We start from the raw sequence: 20,946 nt of genomic DNA, 5'->3' as shown, positions 1-20,946 counted from the left end.
GGATTCTATTTTCGCAGCGGCCTTTTCAACATAACGAGTCACACATTATGCGCACCAGTGCGCAGATAAGCCAGAAATCAGCCTGTAACCGTCACCACGGCATTAAACGGTCATCGCTGGTACGTTCTTTCGTCTTCGACCGTCAGCCATCCGTATCGCTTCTGAGTACGCCGGAATGAAAAACAGGCTTTGCAGTGCCGGGAATTATTATGGCTGACGCCATAATGCTGTTTATGTCCTCGCTTCGCTGCGGGGCTTCCGGCGCTAAGCGCCTCCCATGCCTGACGGCATAAAAAACGGATATGCCGCCACGTCACCGCATGATACGTCCGTCGCCACCATCACCGCGCGCGCTCCTCGTGGGAACTCGGTGCGTGCGCGGCGCTGGCGCGCCTGACTTTTTTCGCCTGTAACACGACAAGAATATCCGTCTTGTTCTTCTCGTCAGATGAACTGGTGAGCCAGCCTTTTGGCAGAAAGCTGAACCCGGTATCGGCGTTTGTGACCTTCGATTCAGCCAGGCCACCCAGCAGAATAATATCCCCGTCAGCCGCTGATACCTCCGTATTCACCTCGCGCTTAATCAGCGTCGGGCTGTTATTCACGCCCGTATCCGTCTTCGCAAAGCTGGAAAGCTGCTGCTTAATCACAAGGTCAATATTGTCAGTCCGGATTTGCGGTTTCACGTCGAGGATAACGCCACTGGAGCGGTATTCAATCGACTGGATCGGCCTGTTGTCGGCGTAGCTCACCTGACCCAGCACCGGAACCTCGTTACCGACTGAAAACGTGGCAGATGCGCCATCCTTCACCCTGAGCCGCGGGGAACTGACGACATGAAAACGACTGTCCGTCCTGAAAAGCTCATACAGCGCATCAAGAGAGCCTGTATTCACCCGGATAAAGTTATCAAAGCCGCCAGACGCGCCAATCTGTATATTCAGCTTGCCGGAAAGCAGCTTCGCCGCCAGTGCCAGCCCGGAACCGTTACGCTCACTGGTCTGAACCTCAAACACGTAAGCTGCGACAATCACTTCTTCAGAGGCAGTATCAATCAGCGGTAAAAGCGTCTGCAACCGCTTAATCTCTGACTTCCGGCCATAATAAACCAGCACATCCCCGGTACGGTTCATAAAGTCCGATGCCGTACCCGCTACGGCCGCTTCCGGCGATATCTGCCCGGACGGTAACGAGTTACGCTGACTGTTAAACTGCCCGGTAAACTGTCCGGCCAGAATGTCAGACAGATACGCCACGGAACGGAAGCGAGGCCGATAAACAAAGGTCTCCTGCGGCGGCACATACGCTTTCGGCGTGAACGGCGCCACGTAGTCAATGCCCTGTTTGTTGTAAATCGCAATGTTCATGTTGCCGAGATAGCGCTTAATAAATGCCCGTTCATCGATATCCGGCGTGATACGGAACGTCACCACCTTATCGGATTTGGCAAGCTCCGGGTCAAGCATAAACGGCTTATCGAGCACCTGAACGTAAATCATGTTCAGCGCCTGCGGCAGCGGAACAGCGTTGAGCTCCAGACTAACGCCCTTCGCCATAACCAGCCCCGGAACCAGTAAAAAAAGTAAACCTGTTATCAGCTTCATCGTATCGCCCCTGAATAAACCGTCACCGTTTCGCCGTCGATTTCACCCGTCATCATCATGCCGTCAAAGCTGAACTGCGAAGCCGGCTCTATACGCAATCTGCCTGACGTGTCTGCAACAACAACCCATGCCTGACCATCGCGTTTAAGCCGTCCGGCAAGTCGCCATTTGTCCGACACAACGGGCTTAGATGGCGCGGCAGGTACAAAAGACGCTGAATTATTTGCGGCGGGTAAATCTTTAGTCTGCTGTTCAGGCTCTGAATTACCGTTTGACGTGAAAAACCAGAACAGATAAAAAATGGCAATTACCGCCAGAATCAGTAACCCGACAGCTTTAAACCACAACATTTTAGAACTGAAAATATTCTGACGTTTATCGGTGACAAGTTCCCTTCCCTGCCCGTTCTCATGGGATTTATATAGGGGGAATATCGCCTTGTCATATTTATTCTGATAACTGTTCGTCAGATTCGACTTAAACAGTTTGATACCCGTAAATACGTCCACACGGTAGCGGTTATGCAGACCCAGCGCCACATGCTTACTCATGCGATACGTTGTTTCCACCCGGTCTTTAATGAATCGCGGAAGGTTGGCAACAGACTGATTCATAACCACTAAATCACAGGTTACGCCCGTTTTTTCATCGGCAAAATGGCGATGTTCTGCAATGAAAGAGCGATGATTTGCAGGAATCCCTTTATCGTTCTCCCATATGCGCCATGCTTCATCAATACAGATTAAATCCCCCGGACGGCAGAACGTATCATCCGCAATGCCTGAATCCGTTTTGTAGGGAAAGAAATTATCGTTCTGAACGTCTTCATTCTGAACAAGTAAAATTTCACCAAGTGATTCCCTGTCTGCCTTTTTAATATCAACGCAGTAATCATAAATACTTTGCGTGGCAAGGCCGTAAATATTACTGACAATGCGACGCCCCGCGATACAGGCGGGAATAATGACGCTTGCCACTACTTCGTAAGATTTACCGCTACCCGGAATACCCACATACGCAGAAATAGCCATAAATTAACCAATCAGAGGAATGCGACGAATAATAAAGCGCGTTAACAATGCTGAAAACATCAGTTTAATCCCTTCCGTGACCATAAACAGATTCACGAAATACCATACGCTGTCAGGCAGTGAAGAAAATAACCCGGCAATATCAACAGACTTTGGCAGCAATGACGCCAGAACCGGAACAAAACGCCTGTACGACAAAGTACAGGCCAAAGAACAAAATAAATTTGACAACCACAGTTCGCAGCACAAAACCCAGCGCCACGTTAAAGGCTGAAACCAGAATACCGAACATAACGCCTCCGTCACGCCGTCAGAATGATACGCAGCGAAATAATGCCCCAGATAAGCAGGAATACCGCTTTCAGAAGTGGCCTGATTTTTTCCAGAAGTTCGCAGTGTGAATCAATGGAATATTTATTGTCCCAGAGTTCGAACGACCACACCGGGCACTGTACATCCTTCGATGAAATACTCAGGTTTTTAATGTCCGGCATTAATTCCGTAATTGGCTTGAGAATTTCCTCACCTGTAGGCGGTTTTTCAAGTTCCGGCGCTTTAATGCCGGGGTCTTCGCCTAAATCAACAGAAGTATCGGTATCAGTGCCTGTGCCAGGATGAACACCAGTATCCGTTCCCGCCCCCGGTCTGGCGTTGACCCATGACTGAGGAACAACAACAGGACTATAAAGCAAGCCCTTATCAAGTTTTACGCCAACAGCATTAGCCGCAGCCGTCAGTTCAGCCGCCGTAAAAGGTTTATCAAGCGGTATCCCCTGATATCCTTCCTGAACAACAGTCTGACCTGCAAGGCCATTAATAAGATTAACCAGCAGCCGGGTTTAACTGTTCCTCTGGCTTGAAATCTATATTATCAATAACCTCGCCATTAATTACCTGAGGTAAATTTGATGTATCAAATTCTGTATTAAAAAATATCTGGTCTTTAACATCCTGAACATCATTCGTCGTTTTATACACGGCCTTCTCAGGGTGGCAAATACTTTTCCACTGCATTTTGGGATTATCAGCCGTACTGCCCGGCGCAGGTACTTTCTCGCTTTTACATAAATCCCATGAATTTTCAAGCGTAACCGTTGTTGTCGCAACAGATAAAACAACAGTGACAATCGATGAATATCCACCAAAATAAGGATTCGGCTTTTCATACTGAAAGTCTTTAACGGAAACCGAATAAACCTTAAAATTTCTTGGCATCCTGATATGTAAGTTATTGTCGTCAGAAGCCTCATGATAAGTCACATTGGAATGAGAATAACCATTAATCGACTTATAAAGCGCAATCATTACCGGATTATCACTGACAAGTACAGCATCGCCCTTTGCATCCCTGATATCAGTCGAATAAGGATATTTAGTACCCTTAACTGACACACGATATACATCATTCGGAAATGGCTGGCTTATCGGCGGTGGTGCATCAATATTGTAATAGGTTGGCGCAATCTGAACAGGTTTAACCTGATGATTATAAGGGCTTATCGAGTCCTGAATATTCTTCGCAGAAAAGCCAGTAGCATCAGAGGGCAAATAAACAGCAACAGGGCTTTTAGGTGAAGGTGCAACAGAAGAAGTAACAGTAGCGCCATTGGACAAATTAAGTAAATAAGTTCCATCATCCTGTTTTATTCCACTTGTAATATATTCAACAGCTTTTGCGCCCTGCTTTAAAGCAAGGTCAGCAACGGAAATAACACCCGCAGCCTGCCCCAGCAATCCCCATGTTGTCTGTCCGGCAGCCATCATATTACTGCCAAAACCTGAAATACCCGTAGATATCGAATCGTCAATTGTATGCTTCGCAAGGCCATAAGCAGCCGCGAAAACTGACGTTCCGGTGCAAAGCTGAGGATTACCCACTTTCTCGCCACACATGCGGATTGAATCAAAAACGTCAGGACGTTCGCGTATAACCTCCGCAGCGACAGCGATACCCGCGCCCATACCGAGAGAACTGGCACCCGTTGCGAATACACGCCCCGCAGATTGAGAAACAACCTGAGCTTCACGGGTTTCAACCATTTGCTGGATTACACGTCCAAATCCGTCTGCTGTTACTGCATCAGCATGTACACCGGATGAAACCAGTAAAGACAATATAGTAATACCTAACTTTCCAGACCCTGAATGACCGCCCAGGCGCATAAAAGCCCCCATAAAAAACACATAAAATCAAAAAGATATTGAGCCATAAATATAAAGGGGCTGTTACGCCCCTTACCTTTATGAATTAAGCGCCACGAACCATACGCAAAATCCAGCGAACACCCGCCGAACCTGCATACAGAACAATCAGAGAACCCGCTACCGCCATAATCCCGGTCAGTACAGAACCGAAATTAACGCTGTTGGTCAGCGAAGAGAGATCAATGCCGTTTCCACTGCCACCATGCACCGGATCAGCAGCAAATACAGCAGGTGCAGCAACTGCCAGAGTAAAAGCACCAATACGGGTTAAAGCCTGTTTAGTCTTACCAAACATAAAAACTCCTTTTATGCATTTCTTACGTGTTTAAGAATTTCACCTATTCCCTTTGCAAAGAGCCACAGGAAAAAGGTTGTCGTAAAAGCCAGTCCCCAGAATTGAGCCGCGACTGAATAATCAATATCGGGAACAGGCTTATCCTGAGAAACTACCGAAGACTGTAATTTAACGACTTCTGACTTCGGTAATTTCAAAGTCACTTCATCGCATCCGTCAGGGCTGCCAAAACTCATATTCGGATTGCAGTATTTTGTCCTGATGATTACCTCATCTGACATAAAAGTATCGCCTTAGCTCATTCTAATAATTCAAGCAGCATATCAACGTTATACCCTTTAGACTGCTCACCTGTTTGCTTATCAGTGTATGGGAAACTCCGTTCATAACCAGTAATGCGGCAATGTACATCGGTAATTTCATCACCAATACGGCCTAGTGATTTCTTTGATTTAATACGAATGACAGGCGGAAAGCTATAAGCATCAGCCGCAGGAGAAACAATTGTTATAATAAAAACCGCCACTATTATTAAAACGTTTAATCTTTCCGGTAACAGTAGTTTCTAAATTAAGTAAATTACTCATAATAACACCTTATATTCTATGCAACTCGTAAATGAGACGGTTTTACATACCACGATGGAATAACACAATCAGACACTTTAATCTCTCGCGTTTGCTTGACAACAACAAGAGAGAATTTCGAAACATTACATTTTTGCGCAATGTCAATACCAATCTTGCGGAGTCTTGCCCGATGAATACGAACTTGATTTTTACTTAAATCAAAAATATGACCATGAAACCATTGGATCGCGTACATAGCTGTAGTATTAGCTGCCCGTGTAGTTTCAACTATTCCACGGGTAATAAGATGTTCACTAATAGTTTCAAAATCCATAGCATTCACCGATAACTTTTCATCAAGCGCCAGAAAATCAGAATGTAACTTATTTAACACAGAATAATCAGATAACCCCCAAAAACCTAGAGAGTGTTTTTGAATAAAACGAGACTTCAATTTTTGTTCAAATCTGACTATTCCATTTTCCTTACAATAATCAATCACACTAACAATATAATTAAACTCTTTTGACTGCTCAGAGAATTTATTTTTTATTTTTAATAAACTATGTAACTCAATCTCATGTGACTTATTATATACAGTCGGATAAATAAGATAACATTCCCTTTTTTAGACAACCAGTCAAACAGATTTTACCGTTAGAATGCAACCGTGGTACACTATTCCTATAGGGTTGAGTCGAAAGCCCTGAAATATAATCATCCTCATTCCCTTTGCCAACAGATTTATTAGATGTTATGTGAAGCTCTTTAAATTAACGCCCCATCACTGACCATATGAGCTTTTTCGGTTTCTTTAGACTGACCGGGCATTAAACGAGTGCATTTTGTAAAAAACAGGCAATTTAAGATCAAGAAGGATCTTATTGAAAACCATAACGCAAGCATCAACGGTAGGTTAAGCCAAATAAATTATCAAGCCGCCCCCACCGCGAAGGGTTGCCCGTCATTTTTAGAACAGATCCACGGATAGAAATAGAAACGACATCACAGAAAGATCCCGGTGCTGAAAAGTTGGCTGAGAAAGCGCACTAGCCTCACCACTTTCAAGATGAATACGCTGGTAAGCACATCCGAGAGAATAGGAAGTTGAAAGCCGAAATCCTGTTCAATACTTAACCAGTCGAAGAACATTGCGCCCTTTCTTAGATTCTCAGAAATTATTTCATGGTGCTTTTATAAGACCTGAGAAACTAAGTGTCAACATTTCTAAGAATTTAGAGATATGATGAAAGGCTTGCAGAATGAGGAAAGAGCATGCCTACAAAGCACATAAACGATGTTCAATGGCGAAAAATAGAGAAAGAAACCGTTAGAGCGGTAATCAACCCTAGCTGTTCCAGTTAAAGATACCAAAATGCTCGAATGGATAATCGCCAAAGGGCTAGAGACGATCACAGAAGACGACTACCGCAAGTTCCTGAAGACAGAAAGCAAAAAAAAATAAGCGAGCAGGAAGAAATACGGGAAACCGTACTAAAGTTCGGGTGTCACAGAACCCCGAACCGCTTCGCGGCGAAAAAAACGAACAACAGCAGAGCTTGCGAAATCGGAATTAAGATAAGCTGGACGTCAAACGATTAAACAAAAATACGCCATTATGCAAAGATCAAATGACACACTATAAAAGGTATAGGTAATGAACAAAGACCAGATAATACAAGTACTTAATGAAACAGAGAATGACAGCCCCGTAGCAAGAGCAGAATTAGCAAGATTCCTCGTAAAAACAATCTACAATTTTGTAAAAATGGAGAGGCCAGAAGGTGAAGGTCTGGACGGACGTGATGGCCCAGAAAGGCGCAGCATGGGAAAAATTGTAGATGCGGCAGAAAACCACTACTTTAACATGATAAAAGAAAGCCATGAAAAACAGGGGATTGGAAGAAGAAACCCTGAGGAATGACGCCCTAATGCGCATAATGACGTTATGCTAAAGAGGCCGCTGCGGGATTCTATTTTCGCAGCGGCCTTTTCAACATAACGAGTCACACATTATGCGCACCAGTGCGCAGATAAGCCAGAAATCAGCCTGTAACCGTCACCACGGCATTAAACGGTCATCGCTGGTACGTTCTTTCGTCTTCGACCGTCAGCCATCCGTATCGCTTCTGAGTACGCCGGAATGAAAAACAGGCTTTGCAGTGCCGGGAATTATTATGGCTGACGCCATAATGCTGTTTATGTCCTCGCTTCGCTGCGGGGCTTCCGGCGCTAAGCGCCTCCCATGCCTGACGGCATAAAAAACGGATATGCCGCCACGTCACCGCATGATACGTCCGTCGCCACCATCACCGCGCGCGCTCCTCGTGGGAACTCGGTGCGTGCGCGGCGCTGGCGCGCCTGACTTTTTTCGCCTGTAACACGACAAGAATATCCGTCTTGTTCTTCTCGTCAGATGAACTGGTGAGCCAGCCTTTTGGCAGAAAGCTGAACCCGGTATCGGCGTTTGTGACCTTCGATTCAGCCAGGCCACCCAGCAGAATAATATCCCCGTCAGCCGCTGATACCTCCGTATTCACCTCGCGCTTAATCAGCGTCGGGCTGTTATTCACGCCCGTATCCGTCTTCGCAAAGCTGGAAAGCTGCTGCTTAATCACAAGGTCAATATTGTCAGTCCGGATTTGCGGTTTCACGTCGAGGATAACGCCACTGGAGCGGTATTCAATCGACTGGATCGGCCTGTTGTCGGCGTAGCTCACCTGACCCAGCACCGGAACCTCGTTACCGACTGAAAACGTGGCAGATGCGCCATCCTTCACCCTGAGCCGCGGGGAACTGACGACATGAAAACGACTGTCCGTCCTGAAAAGCTCATACAGCGCATCAAGAGAGCCTGTATTCACCCGGATAAAGTTATCAAAGCCGCCAGACGCGCCAATCTGTATATTCAGCTTGCCGGAAAGCAGCTTCGCCGCCAGTGCCAGCCCGGAACCGTTACGCTCACTGGTCTGAACCTCAAACACGTAAGCTGCGACAATCACTTCTTCAGAGGCAGTATCAATCAGCGGTAAAAGCGTCTGCAACCGCTTAATCTCTGACTTCCGGCCATAATAAACCAGCACATCCCCGGTACGGTTCATAAAGTCCGATGCCGTACCCGCTACGGCCGCTTCCGGCGATATCTGCCCGGACGGTAACGAGTTACGCTGACTGTTAAACTGCCCGGTAAACTGTCCGGCCAGAATGTCAGACAGATACGCCACGGAACGGAAGCGAGGCCGATAAACAAAGGTCTCCTGCGGCGGCACATACGCTTTCGGCGTGAACGGCGCCACGTAGTCAATGCCCTGTTTGTTGTAAATCGCAATGTTCATGTTGCCGAGATAGCGCTTAATAAATGCCCGTTCATCGATATCCGGCGTGATACGGAACGTCACCACCTTATCGGATTTGGCAAGCTCCGGGTCAAGCATAAACGGCTTATCGAGCACCTGAACGTAAATCATGTTCAGCGCCTGCGGCAGCGGAACAGCGTTGAGCTCCAGACTAACGCCCTTCGCCATAACCAGCCCCGGAACCAGTAAAAAAAGTAAACCTGTTATCAGCTTCATCGTATCGCCCCTGAATAAACCGTCACCGTTTCGCCGTCGATTTCACCCGTCATCATCATGCCGTCAAAGCTGAACTGCGAAGCCGGCTCTATACGCAATCTGCCTGACGTGTCTGCAACAACAACCCATGCCTGACCATCGCGTTTAAGCCGTCCGGCAAGTCGCCATTTGTCCGACACAACGGGCTTAGATGGCGCGGCAGGTACAAAAGACGCTGAATTATTTGCGGCGGGTAAATCTTTAGTCTGCTGTTCAGGCTCTGAATTACCGTTTGACGTGAAAAACCAGAACAGATAAAAAATGGCAATTACCGCCAGAATCAGTAACCCGACAGCTTTAAACCACAACATTTTAGAACTGAAAATATTCTGACGTTTATCGGTGACAAGTTCCCTTCCCTGCCCGTTCTCATGGGATTTATATAGGGGGAATATCGCCTTGTCATATTTATTCTGATAACTGTTCGTCAGATTCGACTTAAACAGTTTGATACCCGTAAATACGTCCACACGGTAGCGGTTATGCAGACCCAGCGCCACATGCTTACTCATGCGATACGTTGTTTCCACCCGGTCTTTAATGAATCGCGGAAGGTTGGCAACAGACTGATTCATAACCACTAAATCACAGGTTACGCCCGTTTTTTCATCGGCAAAATGGCGATGTTCTGCAATGAAAGAGCGATGATTTGCAGGAATCCCTTTATCGTTCTCCCATATGCGCCATGCTTCATCAATACAGATTAAATCCCCGGACGGCAGAACGTATCATCCGCAATGCCTGAATCCGTTTTGTAGGGAAAGAAATTATCGTTCTGAACGTCTTCATTCTGAACAAGTAAAATTTCACCAAGTGATTCCCTGTCTGCCTTTTTAATATCAACGCAGTAATCATAAATACTTTGCGTGGCAAGGCCGTAAATATTACTGACAATGCGACGCCCCGCGATACAGGCGGGAATAATGACGCTTGCCACTACTTCGTAAGATTTACCGCTACCCGGAATACCCACATACGCAGAAATAGCCATAAATTAACCAATCAGAGGAATGCGACGAATAATAAAGCGCGTTAACAATGCTGAAAACATCAGTTTAATCCCTTCCGTGACCATAAACAGATTCACGAAATACCATACGCTGTCAGGCAGTGAAGAAAATAACCCGGCAATATCAACAGACTTTGGCAGCAATGACGCCAGAACCGGAACAAACGCCTGTACGACAAAGTACAGGCCAAAGAACAAAATAAATTTGACAACCACAGTTCGCAGCACAAAACCCAGCGCCACGTTAAAGGCTGAAACCAGAATACCGAAACATAACGCCTCCGTCACGCCGTCAGAATGATACGCAGCGAAATAATGCCCCAGATAAGCAGGAATACCGCTTTCAGAAGTGGCCTGATTTTTTCCAGAAGTTCGCAGTGTGAATCAATGGAATATTTATTGTCCCAGAGTTCGAACGACCACACCGGGCACTGTACATCCTTCGATGAAATACTCAGGTTTTTAATGTCCGGCATTAATTCCGTAATTGGCTTGAGAATTTCCTCACCTGTAGGCGGTTTTTCAAGTTCCGGCGCTTTAATGCCGGGGTCTTCGCCTAAATCAACAGAAGTATCGGTATCAGTGCCTGTGCCAGGATGAACACCAGTATCCGTTCCCGCCCCCGGTCTGGCGTTGACCCATGACTGAGGAACAACAACAGGACTATAAAGCAAGCCCTTATCAAGTTTTACGCCAACAGCATTAGCCGCAGCCGTCAGTTCAGCCGCCGTAAAAGGTTTATCAAGCGGTATCCCTGATATCCTTCCTGAACAACAGTCTGACCTGCAAGGCCATTAATAAGATTAACCAGCGCAGCCGGGTTTAACTGTTCCTCTGGCTTGAAATCTATATTATCAATAACCTCGCCATTAATTACCTGAGGTAAATTTGATGTATCAAATTCTGTATTAAAAAATATCTGGTCTTTAACATCCTGAACATCATTCGTCGTTTTATACACGGCCTTCTCAGGGTGGCAAATACTTTTCCACTGCATTTTGGGATTATCAGCCGTACTGCCCGGCGCAGGTACTTTCTCGCTTTTACATAAATCCCATGAATTTTCAAGCGTAACCGTTGTTGTCGCAACAGATAAAACAACAGTGACAATCGATGAATATCCACCAAAATAAGGATTCGGCTTTTCATACTGAAAGTCTTTAACGGAAACCGAATAAACCTTAAAATTTCTTGGCATCCTGATATGTAAGTTATTGTCGTCAGAAGCCTCATGATAAGTCACATTGGAATGAGAATAACCATTAATCGACTTATAAAGCGCAATCATTACCGGATTATCACTGACAAGTACAGCATCGCCCTTTGCATCCCTGATATCAGTCGAATAAGGATATTTAGTACCCTTAACTGACACACGATATACATCATTCGGAAATGGCTGGCTTATCGGCGGTGGTGCATCAATATTGTAATAGGTTGGCGCAATCTGAACAGGTTTAACCTGATGATTATAAGGGCTTATCGAGTCCTGAATATTCTTCGCAGAAAAGCCAGTAGCATCAGAGGGCAAATAAACAGCACAGGGCTTTTAGGTGAAGGTGCAACAGAAGAAGTAACAGTAGCGCCATTGGACAAATTAAGTAAATAAGTTCCATCATCCTGTTTTATTCCACTTGTAATATATTCAACAGCTTTTGCGCCCTGCTTTAAAGCAAGGTCAGCAACGGAAATAACACCCGCAGCCTGCCCCAGCAATCCCCATGTTGTCTGTCCGGCAGCCATCATATTACTGCCAAAACCTGAAATACCCGTAGATATCGAATCGTCAATTGTATGCTTCGCAAGGCCATAAGCAGCCGCGAAAACTGACGTTCCGGTGCAAAGCTGAGGATTACCCACTTTCTCGCCACACATGCGGATTGAATCAAAAACGTCAGGACGTTCGCGTATAACCTCCGCAGCGACAGCGATACCCGCGCCCATACCGAGAGAACTGGCACCCGTTGCGAATACACGCCCCGCAGATTGAGAAACAACCTGAGCTTCACGGGTTTCAACCATTTGCTGGATTACACGTCCAAATCCGTCTGCTGTTACTGCATCAGCATGTACACCGGATGAAACCAGTAAAGACAATATAGTAATACCTAACTTTCCAGACCCTGAATGACCGCCCAGGCGCATAAAAGCCCCCATAAAAAACACATAAAATCAAAAAGATATTGAGCCATAAATATAAAGGGGCTGTTACGCCCCTTACCTTTATGAATTAAGCGCCACGAACCATACGCAAAATCCAGCGAACACCCGCCGAACCTGCATACAGAACAATCAGAGAACCCGCTACCGCCATAATCCCGGTCAGTACAGAACCGAAATTAACGCTGTTGGTCAGCGAAGAGAGATCAATGCCGTTTCCACTGCCACCATGCACCGGATCAGCAGCAAATACAGCAGGTGCAGCAACTGCCAGAGTAAAAGCACCAATACGGGTTAAAGCTGTTTAGTCTTACCAAACATAAAAACTCCTTTTATGCATTTCTTACGTGTTTAAGAATTTCACCTATTCCCTTTGCAAAGAGCCACAGGAAAAAGGTTGTCGTAAAAGCCAGTCCCCAGAATTGAGCCGCGACTGAATAATCAATATCGGGAACAGGCTTATCCTGAGAAACTACCGAAGACTGTAATTTAACGACTTCTGACTTCGGTAATTTCAAAGTCACTTCATCGCATCCGTCAGGGCTGCCAAAACTCATATTCGGATTGCAGTATTTTGTCCTGATGATTACCTCATCTGACATAAAAGTATCGCCTTAGCTCATTCTAATAATTCAAGCAGCATATCAACGTTATACCCTTTAGACTGCTCACCTGTTTGCTTATCAGTGTATGGGAAACTCCGTTCATAACCAGTAATGCGGCAATGTACATCGGTAATTTCATCACCAATACGGCCTAGTGATTTCTTTGATTTAATACGAATGACAGGCGGAAAGCTATAAGCATCAGCCGCAGGAGAAACAATTGTTGTATAATAAAAACCGCCACTATTATTAAAACGTTTAATCTTTCCGGTAACAGTAGTTTCTAAATTAAGTAAATTACTCATAATAACACCTTATATTCTATGCAACTCGTAAATGAGACGGTTTTACATACCACGATGGAATAACACAATCAGACACTTTAATCTCTCGCGTTTGCTTGACAACAACAAGAGAGAATTTCGAAACATTACATTTTTGCGCAATGTCAATACCAATCTTGCGGAGTCTTGCCCGATGAATACGAACTTGATTTTTACTTAAATCAAAAATATGACCATGAAACCATTGGATCGCGTACATAGCTGTAGTATTAGCTGCCCGTGTAGTTTCAACTATTCCACGGGTAATAAGATGTTCACTAATAGTTTCAAAATCCATAGCATTCACCGATAACTTTTCATCAAGCGCCAGAAAATCAGAATGTAACTTATTTAACACAGAATAATCAGATAACCCCCAAAAACCTAGAGAGTGTTTTTGAATAAAACGAGACTTCAATTTTTGTTCAAATCTGACTATTCCATTTTCCTTACAATAATCAATCACACTAACAATATAATTAAACTCTTTTGACTGCTCAGAGAATTTATTTTTTATTTTTAATAAACTATGTAACTCAATCTCATGTGACTTATTATATACAGTCGGATAAATAAGATTAACATTCCCTTTTTTAGACAACCAGTCAACAGATTTACCGTTAGAATGCAACCGTGGTACACTATTCCTATAGGGTTGAGTCGAAAGCCCTGAAATATAATCATCCTCATTCCCTTTGCCAACAGATTTATTAGATGTTATGTGAAGCTCTTTAATTAACGCCCCATCACTGACCATATGAGCTTTTTCGGTTTCTTTAGACTGACCGGGCATTAAACGAGTGCATTTTGTAAAAACAGGCAATTTAAGATCAAGAAGGATCTTATTGAAAACCATAACGCAAGCATCAACGGTAGGTAAGCCAAATAAATTATCAAGCCGCCCCCACCGCGAAGGGTTGCCCGTCATTTTTAGAACAGATCCACGGATAGAAATAGAAACGACATCACAGAAAGATCCCCGGTGCTGAAAAGTTGGCTGAGAAAGCGCACTAGCCTCACCACTTTCAAGATGAATACGCTGGTAAGCAACATCCGAGAGAATAGGAAGTTGAAAGCCGAAATCCTGTTCAATACTTAACCAGTCGAAGAACATTGCGCCCTTTCTTAGATTCTCAGAAATTATTTCATGGTGCTTTTATAAGACCTGAGAAACTAAGTGTCAACATTTCTAAGAATTTAGAGATATGATGAAAGGCTTGCAGAATGAGGAAAGAGCATGCCTACAAAGCACATAAACGATGTTCAATGGCGAAAAATAGAGAAAGAAACCGTTAGAGCGGTATCAACCCTAGCTGTTCCAGTTAAAGATACCAAAATGCTCGAATGGATAATCGCCAAAGGGCTAGAGACGATCACAGAAGACGACTACCGCAAGTTCCTGAAGACAGAAAGCAAAAAAAAATAAGCGAGCAGGAAGAAAATACGGGAAACCGTACTAAAGTTCGGGTGTCACAGAACCCCGAACCGCTTCGCGGCGAAAAAAACGAACAACAGCAGAGCTTGCGAAATCGGAATTAAGATAAGCTGGACGTCAAACGATTAAACAAAAATACGCCATTATGCAAAGATCAAATGACACACTATAAAAGGTATAGGTAATGAACAAAGACCAGATAATACAAGTACTTAATGAAACAGAGAATGACAGCCCCGTAGCAAGAGCAGAATTAGCAAGATTCCTCGTAAAAACAATCTACAATTTTGTAAAAATGGAGAGGCCAGAAGGTGAAGGTCTGGACGGACGTGATGGCCCAGAAAGGCGCAGCATGGGAAAAATTGTAGATGCGGCAGAAAACCACTACTTTAACATGATAAAAGAAAGCCATGAAAAACAGGGGATTGGAAGAAGAAACCCTGAGGAATGACGCCCTAATGCGCATAATGACGTTATGCTAAAGAGGCCGCTGCGGGATTCTATTTTCGCAGCGGCCTTTTCAACATAACGAGTCACACATTATGCGCACCAAGGTTGTCAGCACAAAGCGTTATTGTCGTCTCAGCACAATTCACACGCGTCGTGTACGCTAAGCCTTCATTTTGCTCAGCACAGGACCGCGATCTTATGTTGGTGACTATGACAGACAAAGAACTTTACCGGCTTGGCATCATTCAGCGAGTATTTGACCGGGCTTTGCTTCAGCGCGACGCAGCAGACATACTTAAGCTCAGTGTTCGTCAGGTGCAGCGTCTTGTGCGTCTGTACCGGACAGATGGCGCAACCGCATTTGCATCTTCCCGCCGTGGACGTCCTGCAAACAACCGGATCGATGAAGAAACACGCTGTAAAGCCCTGGATTTGATCCGGTGCCACTATTCAGATTTTGGCCCAACGCTCGCAACCGAAAAACTGGCTGAACGCCATCATATATATCTCTCCGTTGAAACCATCCGTAACTGGATGACAGCCGACGGTCTCTGGCGTCCTCATTCCCGCCGGCGAACCCGGGTTTACCAGCCGCGCTATCGTCGCGACTGTTTCGGCGAACTGGTTCAGATCGATGGCTCTCACCATGACTGGTTCGAAGGAAGAGCCCAAAATGCTGTCTTCTGGTCTTCATGGATGACGCCACAGGTCGCCTGATGCACCTGCGATTCTGTGATTCAGAAAACGCGTTTGACTACATGATGGCTACCCGGCAATACATTGATAAACATGGTAAACCTGTCGCATTTTACAGCGACAAGCATGCGGTGTTCAGGGTCAGCGGACCCGAGAGCCGACGTACCGGCACAACCCAGTTCGGACGGGCTCTCCGGGAACTGGCGATCGAATTGATTTGTGCCAACAGCAGCCAGGCAAAAGGTCGCGTGGAACGGGTAAATAAAACGCTCCAGGATCGACTGATTAAAGAGATGCGCCTGCAGAACATCAGCTCGGTTGCTGAAGCCAATCAGTGGATTGAACATTTCATGTCTGATTTTAACCGTCGTTTCTCCCGGCCGGCAAAATACCCTAAAGATCTGCACCGTGCGGTCACACAGAGTCCACTGGAGCTGAATGATATCTTCGCCTGGCAGGAGCTGCGGACCTTATCGAAAGCACTGACTTTTCAGTATGATAAAGTCATGTATATCATTGAACCCACCGAACAAAATACGCGCATAGCAGGTGAAAAAATTACCGTTTATGATTACCCTGACGGAAGCATTACTTTCCGGCATCAGCACCGGCCACTGGGTTATAAGATTTTCGATAAACTGACCTGCGTTGATCAGGGGGCGGTTGTTGATAACAAACGACTGGGTGCCGTTCTGAGGCTGGCACAGCAGAAACAGGACGAGCTGGAGGCTGAAGGAAAGCGAATGCGCAGTACAAAAATGCCCCGCAGGCGCGCTCAGGAGCGTGCACTGGAAGAGCTCAGGGCGATCAACCCGGTGCTGGCCAGTCCGCAGGATTTTATCCCCAGCCTGAAGCGATGAGCCCTTCCCTCACCTGTGGATCTGATATGGCCGACAGATGAGAGAAAAATGGACGACAACAAACCAGTGCTCCTGACACTTCACGAAGCGCTACGCCTGGATTTGATTGAAGCCTATATGGCGCGGGAAATCACGCTGGCAGAAGTGGCAGAGTCCATGGAGCTCACCCGTCGTCAGTGCTCCCGCCTGATTAAGCGCTATCGCGAGCTGGGGCCAGCCGGTCTGGTCAGCCGGCGCCGTGGAAAGCCCGGCAATCATCAGTTAAACACCACCATCAGAGATCAGGCACTGCAGCTTATTCGCTCACGCGGCCGGGGTATGAATCCGTCAGCCATCTGGCGAATTCTGACCACAGAATACGGTGTCCGGATTTCAAAAGAGACCGTACGTAAACTGATGATAGCCGAGAAAACCTGGCAACCACGTTCTTCCTCCAAAGCCTGACTCAACCTTAAAAAGGCATTGTCCAGACTCTCCACTGACGTCAGGTCAGCTTTGTTTTCAGCACGACATTTCAACATTGGCTAGACAAGTGCGCAGATAAGCCAGAAATCAGCCTGTAACCGTCACCACGGCATTAAACGGTCATCGCTGGTACGTTCTTTCGTCTTCGACCGTCAGCCATCCGTATCGCTTCTGAGTACGCCGGAATGAAAAACAGGCTTTGCAGTGCCGGGAATTATTATGGCTGACGCCATAATGCTGTTTATGTCCTCGCTTCGCTGCGGGGCTTCCGGCGCTAAGCGCCTCCCATGCCTGACGGCATAAAAAACGGATATGCCGCCACGTCACCGCATGATACGTCCGTCGCCACCATCACCGCGCGCGCTCCTCGTGGGAACTCGGTGCGTGCGCGGCGCTGGCGCGCCTGACTTTTTTCGCCTGTAACACGACAAGAATATCCGTCTTGTTCTTCTCGTCAGATGAACTGGTGAGCCAGCCTTTTGGCAGAAAGCTGAACCCGGTATCGGCGTTTGTGACCTTCGATTCAGCCAGGCCACCCAGCAGAATAATATCCCCGTCAGCCGCTGATACCTCCGTATTCACCTCGCGCTTAATCAGCGTCGGGCTGTTATTCACGCCCGTATCCGTCTTCGCAAAGCTGGAAAGCTGCTGCTTAATCACAAGGTCAATATTGTCAGTCCGGATTTGCGGTTTCACGTCGAGGATAACGCCACTGGAGCGGTATTCAATCGACTGGATCGGCCTGTTGTCGGCGTAGCTCACCTGACCCAGCACCGGAACCTCGTTACCGACTGAAAACGTGGCAGATGCGCCATCCTTCACCCTGAGCCGCGGGGAACTGACGACATGAAAACGACTGTCCGTCCTGAAAAGCTCATACAGCGCATCAAGAGAGCCTGTATTCACCCGGATAAAGTTATCAAAGCCGCCAGACGCGCCAATCTGTATATTCAGCTTGCCGGAAAGCAGCTTCGCCGCCAGTGCCAGCCCGGAACCGTTACGCTCACTGGTCTGAACCTCAAACACGTAAGCTGCGACAATCACTTCTTCAGAGGCAGTATCAATCAGCGGTAAAAGCGTCTGCAACCGCTTAATCTCTGACTTCCGGCCATAATAAACCAGCACATCCCCGGTACGGTTCATAAAGTCCGATGCCGTACCCGCTACGGCCGCTTCCGGCGATATCTGCCCGGACGGTAACGAGTTACGCTGACTGTTAAACTGCCCGGTAAACTGTCCGGCCAGAATGTCAGACAGATACGCCACGGAACGGAAGCGAGGCCGATAAACAAAGGTCTCCTGCGGCGGCACATACGCTTTCGGCGTGAACGGCGCCACGTAGTCAATGCCCTGTTTGTTGTAAATCGCAATGTTCATGTTGCCGAGATAGCGCTTAATAAATGCCCGTTCATCGATATCCGGCGTGATACGGAACGTCACCACCTTATCGGATTTGGCAAGCTCCGGGTCAAGCATAAACGGCTTATCGAGCACCTGAACGTAAATCATGTTCAGCGCCTGCGGCAGCGGAACAGCGTTGAGCTCCAGACTAACGCCCTTCGCCATAACCAGCCCGGAACCAGTAAAAAAAGTAAACCTGTTATCAGCTTCATCGTATCGCCCCTGAATAAACCGTCACCGTTTCGCCGTCGATTTCACCCGTCATCATCATGCCGTCAAAGCTGAACTGCGAAGCCGGCTCTATACGCAATCTGCCTGACGTGTCTGCAACAACAACCCATGCCTGACCATCGCGTTTAAGCCGTCCGGCAAGTCGCCATTTGTCCGACACAACGGGCTTAGATGGCGCGGCAGGTACAAAAGACGCTGAATTATTTGCGGCGGGTAAATCTTTAGTCTGCTGTTCAGGCTCTGAATTACCGTTTGACGTGAAAAACCAGAACAGATAAAAAATGGCAATTACCGCCAGAATCAGTAACCCGACAGCTTTAAACCACAACATTTTAGAACTGAAAATATTCTGACGTTTATCGGTGACAAGTTCCCTTCCCTGCCCGTTCTCATGGGATTTATATAGGGGGAATATCGCCTTGTCATATTTATTCTGATAACTGTTCGTCAGATTCGACTTAAACAGTTTGATACCCGTAAATACGTCCACACGGTAGCGGTTATGCAGACCCAGCGCCACATGCTTACTCATGCGATACGTTGTTTCCACCCGGTCTTTAATGAATCGCGGAAGGTTGGCAACAGACTGATTCATAACCACTAAATCACAGGTTACGCCCGTTTTTTCATCGGCAAAATGGCGATGTTCTGCAATGAAAGAGCGATGATTTGCAGGAATCCCTTTATCGTTCTCCCATATGCGCCATGCTTCATCAATACAGATTAAATCCCCCGGACGGCAGAACGTATCATCCGCAATGCCTGAATCCGTTTTGTAGGGAAAGAAATTATCGTTCTGAACGTCTTCATTCTGAACAAGTAAAATTTCACCAAGTGATTCCCTGTCTGCCTTTTTAATATCAACGCAGTAATCATAAATACTTTGCGTGGCAAGGCCGTAAATATTACTGACAATGCGACGCCCCGCGATACAGGCGGGAATAATGACGCTTGCCACTACTTCGTAAGATTTACCGCTACCCGGAATACCCACATACGCAGAAATAGCCATAAATTAACCAATCAGAGGAATGCGACGAATAATAAAGCGCGTTAACAATGCTGAAAACATCAGTTTAATCCCTTCCGTGACCATAAACAGATTCACGAAATACCATACGCTGTCAGGCAGTGAAGAAAATAACCCGGCAATATCAACAGACTTTGGCAGCAATGACGCCAGAACCGGAACAAACGCCTGTACGACAAAGTACAGGCCAAAGAACAAAATAAATTTGACAACCACAGTTCGCAGCACAAAACCCAGCGCCACGTTAAAGGCTGAAACCAGAATACCGAACATAACGCCTCCGTCACGCCGTCAGAATGATACGCAGCGAAATAATGCCCCAGATAAGCAGGAATACCGCTTTCAGAAGTGGCCTGATTTTTTCCAGAAGTTCGCAGTGTGAATCAATGGAATATTTATTGTCCCAGAGTTCGAACGACCACACCGGGCACTGTACATCCTTCGATGAAATACTCAGGTTTTTAATGTCCGGCATTAATTCCGTAATTGGCTTGAGAATTTCCTCACCTGTAGGCGGTTTTTCAAGTTCCGGCGCTTTAATGCCGGGGTCTTCGCCTAAATCAACAGAAGTATCGGTATCAGTGCCTGTGCCAGGATGAACACCAGTATCCGTTCCCGCCCCCGGTCTGGCGTTGACCCATGACTGAGGAACAACAACAGGACTATAAAGCAAGCCCTTATCAAGTTTTACGCCAACAGCATTAGCCGCAGCCGTCAGTTCAGCCGCCGTAAAAGGTTTATCAAGCGGTATCCCCTGATATCCTTCCTGAACAACAGTCTGACCTGCAAGGCCATTAATAAGATTAACCAGCGCAGCCGGGTTTAACTGTTCCTCTGGCTTGAAATCTATATTATCAATAACCTCGCCATTAATTACCTGAGGTAAATTTGATGTATCAAATTCTGTATTAAAAAATATCTGGTCTTTAACATCCTGAACATCATTCGTCGTTTTATACACGGCCT

Annotated in this window: 25 protein-coding genes and 3 pseudogenes; 5 read left to right on the top strand and 23 right to left on the bottom strand. The window is 46.3% G+C overall.

Features of this window, described 5'->3' with window-relative positions; genetic code table 11:
* Positions 1–341 precede the first annotated feature (341 nt).
* The 9 genes and pseudogenes from GF111_RS26540 to GF111_RS26495 form a co-directional block, all read right to left on the bottom strand.
* Entirely contained in the window at positions 342–1,604 is a 1,263-nt protein-coding gene (locus GF111_RS26540; RefSeq protein ID WP_047715891.1) for a type II secretion system protein GspD, read from the bottom strand.
* Positions 1,601–2,635 carry a zonular occludens toxin family protein gene (locus GF111_RS26535; protein WP_047715887.1) on the bottom strand — a complete coding sequence of 345 codons (1,035 nt, stop codon included), beginning with the start codon at positions 2,633–2,635 and terminating at the stop codon, positions 1,601–1,603. The genes GF111_RS26540 and GF111_RS26535 overlap by 4 nt, the downstream gene beginning before the upstream one ends.
* Before the next feature lie 3 nt (positions 2,636–2,638).
* Positions 2,639–2,927: pseudogene (locus GF111_RS26795) on the bottom strand (DUF2523 family protein).
* Between the two features lie 10 nt (positions 2,928–2,937).
* Positions 2,938–3,327: a hypothetical protein gene (locus tag GF111_RS26520; protein ID WP_154724293.1), complete on the bottom strand. Its 390-nt coding sequence runs from the start codon at positions 3,325–3,327 to the stop codon at positions 2,938–2,940.
* A gap of 130 nt (positions 3,328–3,457) precedes the next feature.
* Positions 3,458–4,798 carry a hypothetical protein gene (locus GF111_RS26515; protein WP_154724295.1) on the bottom strand — a complete coding sequence of 447 codons (1,341 nt, stop codon included), beginning with the start codon at positions 4,796–4,798 and terminating at the stop codon, positions 3,458–3,460.
* Between the two features lie 85 nt (positions 4,799–4,883).
* Entirely contained in the window at positions 4,884–5,135 is a 252-nt protein-coding gene (locus GF111_RS26510; protein WP_071845394.1) for a hypothetical protein, read from the bottom strand.
* 11 nt (positions 5,136–5,146) lie between these two features.
* Positions 5,147–5,416 (bottom strand): hypothetical protein, encoded by a 270-nt coding sequence (locus GF111_RS26505; protein ID WP_021563063.1) that lies wholly within the window; start codon positions 5,414–5,416, stop codon positions 5,147–5,149.
* 17 nt (positions 5,417–5,433) lie between these two features.
* Complete coding sequence (locus GF111_RS26500) at positions 5,434–5,661, bottom strand: DNA-binding protein G5P (RefSeq protein WP_224217791.1); 228 nt, start codon at positions 5,659–5,661, stop codon at positions 5,434–5,436.
* Positions 5,662–5,738: 77 nt separating this feature from the next.
* Positions 5,739–6,098 (bottom strand): phage/plasmid replication protein, encoded by a 360-nt coding sequence (locus GF111_RS26495; protein ID WP_224217789.1) that lies wholly within the window; start codon positions 6,096–6,098, stop codon positions 5,739–5,741.
* Positions 6,099–7,361: 1,263 nt separating this feature from the next.
* On the opposite strand from GF111_RS26495, the gene GF111_RS26490 reads away from it, so the two are divergent.
* Positions 7,362–7,628, top strand: a complete 267-nt coding sequence (locus GF111_RS26490; protein ID WP_023277130.1) for a hypothetical protein — start codon at positions 7,362–7,364, stop codon at positions 7,626–7,628.
* 385 nt (positions 7,629–8,013) lie between these two features.
* Here GF111_RS26490 and GF111_RS26485 read toward each other — a convergent pair whose 3' ends face one another.
* From GF111_RS26485 to GF111_RS26445, 10 genes and pseudogenes are all read right to left on the bottom strand, one after another.
* Positions 8,014–9,276, bottom strand: coding sequence for a type II secretion system protein GspD (locus GF111_RS26485; protein ID WP_047715891.1), 1,263 nt, complete (start codon positions 9,274–9,276; stop codon positions 8,014–8,016).
* A pseudogene (locus GF111_RS26480) lies at positions 9,273–10,306 on the bottom strand (zonular occludens toxin family protein). The gene GF111_RS26485 and the pseudogene GF111_RS26480 overlap by 4 nt, the downstream one beginning before the upstream one ends.
* A gap of 3 nt (positions 10,307–10,309) precedes the next feature.
* Complete coding sequence (locus GF111_RS26475) at positions 10,310–10,588, bottom strand: DUF2523 family protein (RefSeq protein WP_370633559.1); 279 nt, start codon at positions 10,586–10,588, stop codon at positions 10,310–10,312.
* A gap of 20 nt (positions 10,589–10,608) precedes the next feature.
* Entirely contained in the window at positions 10,609–10,998 is a 390-nt protein-coding gene (locus tag GF111_RS26470; protein ID WP_154724293.1) for a hypothetical protein, read from the bottom strand.
* A gap of 41 nt (positions 10,999–11,039) precedes the next feature.
* Positions 11,040–11,855: a hypothetical protein gene (locus GF111_RS26465; RefSeq protein WP_154724292.1), complete on the bottom strand. Its 816-nt coding sequence runs from the start codon at positions 11,853–11,855 to the stop codon at positions 11,040–11,042.
* A complete protein-coding gene (locus GF111_RS26460) occupies positions 11,804–12,469 on the bottom strand; it encodes a hypothetical protein (protein WP_154724291.1) in 666 nt (221 codons plus the stop codon). The genes GF111_RS26465 and GF111_RS26460 overlap by 52 nt, the downstream gene beginning before the upstream one ends.
* Positions 12,470–12,554: 85 nt before the next feature.
* On the bottom strand, positions 12,555–12,773 hold the full coding sequence (locus tag GF111_RS26790; RefSeq protein WP_370633558.1) for a hypothetical protein: 219 nt from the start codon (positions 12,771–12,773) through the stop codon (positions 12,555–12,557).
* Between the two features lie 43 nt (positions 12,774–12,816).
* Positions 12,817–13,086, bottom strand: coding sequence for a hypothetical protein (locus GF111_RS26455; protein WP_021563063.1), 270 nt, complete (start codon positions 13,084–13,086; stop codon positions 12,817–12,819).
* A 17-nt stretch (positions 13,087–13,103) separates the two neighbouring features.
* Complete coding sequence (locus GF111_RS26450) at positions 13,104–13,394, bottom strand: hypothetical protein (protein WP_003033731.1); 291 nt, start codon at positions 13,392–13,394, stop codon at positions 13,104–13,106.
* A gap of 16 nt (positions 13,395–13,410) precedes the next feature.
* On the bottom strand, positions 13,411–14,526 hold the full coding sequence (locus tag GF111_RS26445) for a phage/plasmid replication protein (RefSeq protein ID WP_047602324.1): 1,116 nt from the start codon (positions 14,524–14,526) through the stop codon (positions 13,411–13,413).
* A 123-nt stretch (positions 14,527–14,649) separates the two neighbouring features.
* Here GF111_RS26445 and GF111_RS26440 point away from each other — a divergent pair, with 123 nt between their 5' ends.
* The 4 genes and pseudogenes from GF111_RS26440 (at position 14,650) to GF111_RS26425 (ending at position 17,297) form a co-directional block, all read left to right on the top strand.
* Positions 14,650–14,838 carry a hypothetical protein gene (locus GF111_RS26440; RefSeq protein ID WP_003033726.1) on the top strand — a complete coding sequence of 63 codons (189 nt, stop codon included), beginning with the start codon at positions 14,650–14,652 and terminating at the stop codon, positions 14,836–14,838.
* A gap of 193 nt (positions 14,839–15,031) precedes the next feature.
* Positions 15,032–15,298 (top strand): hypothetical protein, encoded by a 267-nt coding sequence (locus GF111_RS26435; protein ID WP_023277130.1) that lies wholly within the window; start codon positions 15,032–15,034, stop codon positions 15,296–15,298.
* A gap of 209 nt (positions 15,299–15,507) precedes the next feature.
* Positions 15,508–16,853: pseudogene (locus GF111_RS26430) on the top strand (ISNCY family transposase).
* A 48-nt stretch (positions 16,854–16,901) separates the two neighbouring features.
* Positions 16,902–17,297, top strand: coding sequence for a helix-turn-helix domain-containing protein (locus GF111_RS26425; protein ID WP_004143398.1), 396 nt, complete (start codon positions 16,902–16,904; stop codon positions 17,295–17,297).
* Positions 17,298–17,669: 372 nt separating this feature from the next.
* On the opposite strand, the gene GF111_RS26420 is transcribed toward GF111_RS26425, so the two are convergent.
* The 4 genes from GF111_RS26420 to GF111_RS26405 are packed head-to-tail and all read right to left on the bottom strand — an operon-like array spanning position 17,670 to position 20,941.
* Entirely contained in the window at positions 17,670–18,884 is a 1,215-nt protein-coding gene (locus tag GF111_RS26420; protein ID WP_154724290.1) for a type II secretion system protein GspD, read from the bottom strand.
* Positions 18,885–18,927: 43 nt separating this feature from the next.
* Positions 18,928–19,962 (bottom strand): zonular occludens toxin family protein, encoded by a 1,035-nt coding sequence (locus tag GF111_RS26415; RefSeq protein WP_047715887.1) that lies wholly within the window; start codon positions 19,960–19,962, stop codon positions 18,928–18,930.
* 3 nt (positions 19,963–19,965) lie between these two features.
* The gene (locus GF111_RS26410; RefSeq protein ID WP_003033743.1) at positions 19,966–20,253 is read right to left on the bottom strand and encodes a DUF2523 family protein; all 288 of its coding nucleotides are present in this window, start codon (positions 20,251–20,253) and stop codon (positions 19,966–19,968) included.
* 10 nt (positions 20,254–20,263) lie between these two features.
* Positions 20,264–20,941, bottom strand: coding sequence for a hypothetical protein (locus tag GF111_RS26405; RefSeq protein ID WP_121514002.1), 678 nt, complete (start codon positions 20,939–20,941; stop codon positions 20,264–20,266).
* Between the last annotated feature and the right edge of the window lie 5 nt (positions 20,942–20,946).

The organism is Serratia sp. HRI (assembly GCF_010119335.3).
GTDB lineage: Bacteria > Pseudomonadota > Gammaproteobacteria > Enterobacterales > Enterobacteriaceae > Serratia > Serratia nevei.
The sequence above is the reverse complement of the archived record's forward strand: the minus strand, read 5'-3'. Positions and strand labels throughout refer to the sequence as shown.

What these genes read in the sequence shown, in the direction of transcription:
- GF111_RS26540 (WP_047715891.1), bottom strand. Translation starts at nt 1,604, where the DNA reads ATGAAGCTGATAACAGGTTTACTTTTTTTACTGGTTCCGGGGCTGGTT.
- GF111_RS26535 (WP_047715887.1), bottom strand. Translation starts at nt 2,635, where the DNA reads ATGGCTATTTCTGCGTATGTGGGTATTCCGGGTAGCGGTAAATCTTAC.
- GF111_RS26515 (WP_154724295.1), bottom strand. Translation starts at nt 4,798, where the DNA reads ATGCGCCTGGGCGGTCATTCAGGGTCTGGAAAGTTAGGTATTACTATA.
- GF111_RS26510 (WP_071845394.1), bottom strand. Translation starts at nt 5,135, where the DNA reads ATGTTTGGTAAGACTAAACAGGCTTTAACCCGTATTGGTGCTTTTACT.
- GF111_RS26505 (WP_021563063.1), bottom strand. Translation starts at nt 5,416, where the DNA reads ATGTCAGATGAGGTAATCATCAGGACAAAATACTGCAATCCGAATATG.
- GF111_RS26490 (WP_023277130.1), top strand. Translation starts at nt 7,362, where the DNA reads ATGAACAAAGACCAGATAATACAAGTACTTAATGAAACAGAGAATGAC.
- GF111_RS26485 (WP_047715891.1), bottom strand. Translation starts at nt 9,276, where the DNA reads ATGAAGCTGATAACAGGTTTACTTTTTTTACTGGTTCCGGGGCTGGTT.
- GF111_RS26460 (WP_154724291.1), bottom strand. Translation starts at nt 12,469, where the DNA reads ATGCGCCTGGGCGGTCATTCAGGGTCTGGAAAGTTAGGTATTACTATA.
- GF111_RS26455 (WP_021563063.1), bottom strand. Translation starts at nt 13,086, where the DNA reads ATGTCAGATGAGGTAATCATCAGGACAAAATACTGCAATCCGAATATG.
- GF111_RS26450 (WP_003033731.1), bottom strand. Translation starts at nt 13,394, where the DNA reads ATGAGTAATTTACTTAATTTAGAAACTACTGTTACCGGAAAGATTAAA.
- GF111_RS26445 (WP_047602324.1), bottom strand. Translation starts at nt 14,526, where the DNA reads ATGTTCTTCGACTGGTTAAGTATTGAACAGGATTTCGGCTTTCAACTT.
- GF111_RS26440 (WP_003033726.1), top strand. Translation starts at nt 14,650, where the DNA reads ATGCCTACAAAGCACATAAACGATGTTCAATGGCGAAAAATAGAGAAA.
- GF111_RS26435 (WP_023277130.1), top strand. Translation starts at nt 15,032, where the DNA reads ATGAACAAAGACCAGATAATACAAGTACTTAATGAAACAGAGAATGAC.
- GF111_RS26425 (WP_004143398.1), top strand. Translation starts at nt 16,902, where the DNA reads ATGGACGACAACAAACCAGTGCTCCTGACACTTCACGAAGCGCTACGC.
- GF111_RS26420 (WP_154724290.1), bottom strand. Translation starts at nt 18,884, where the DNA reads ATGGCGAAGGGCGTTAGTCTGGAGCTCAACGCTGTTCCGCTGCCGCAG.
- GF111_RS26415 (WP_047715887.1), bottom strand. Translation starts at nt 19,962, where the DNA reads ATGGCTATTTCTGCGTATGTGGGTATTCCGGGTAGCGGTAAATCTTAC.
- GF111_RS26410 (WP_003033743.1), bottom strand. Translation starts at nt 20,253, where the DNA reads ATGTTCGGTATTCTGGTTTCAGCCTTTAACGTGGCGCTGGGTTTTGTG.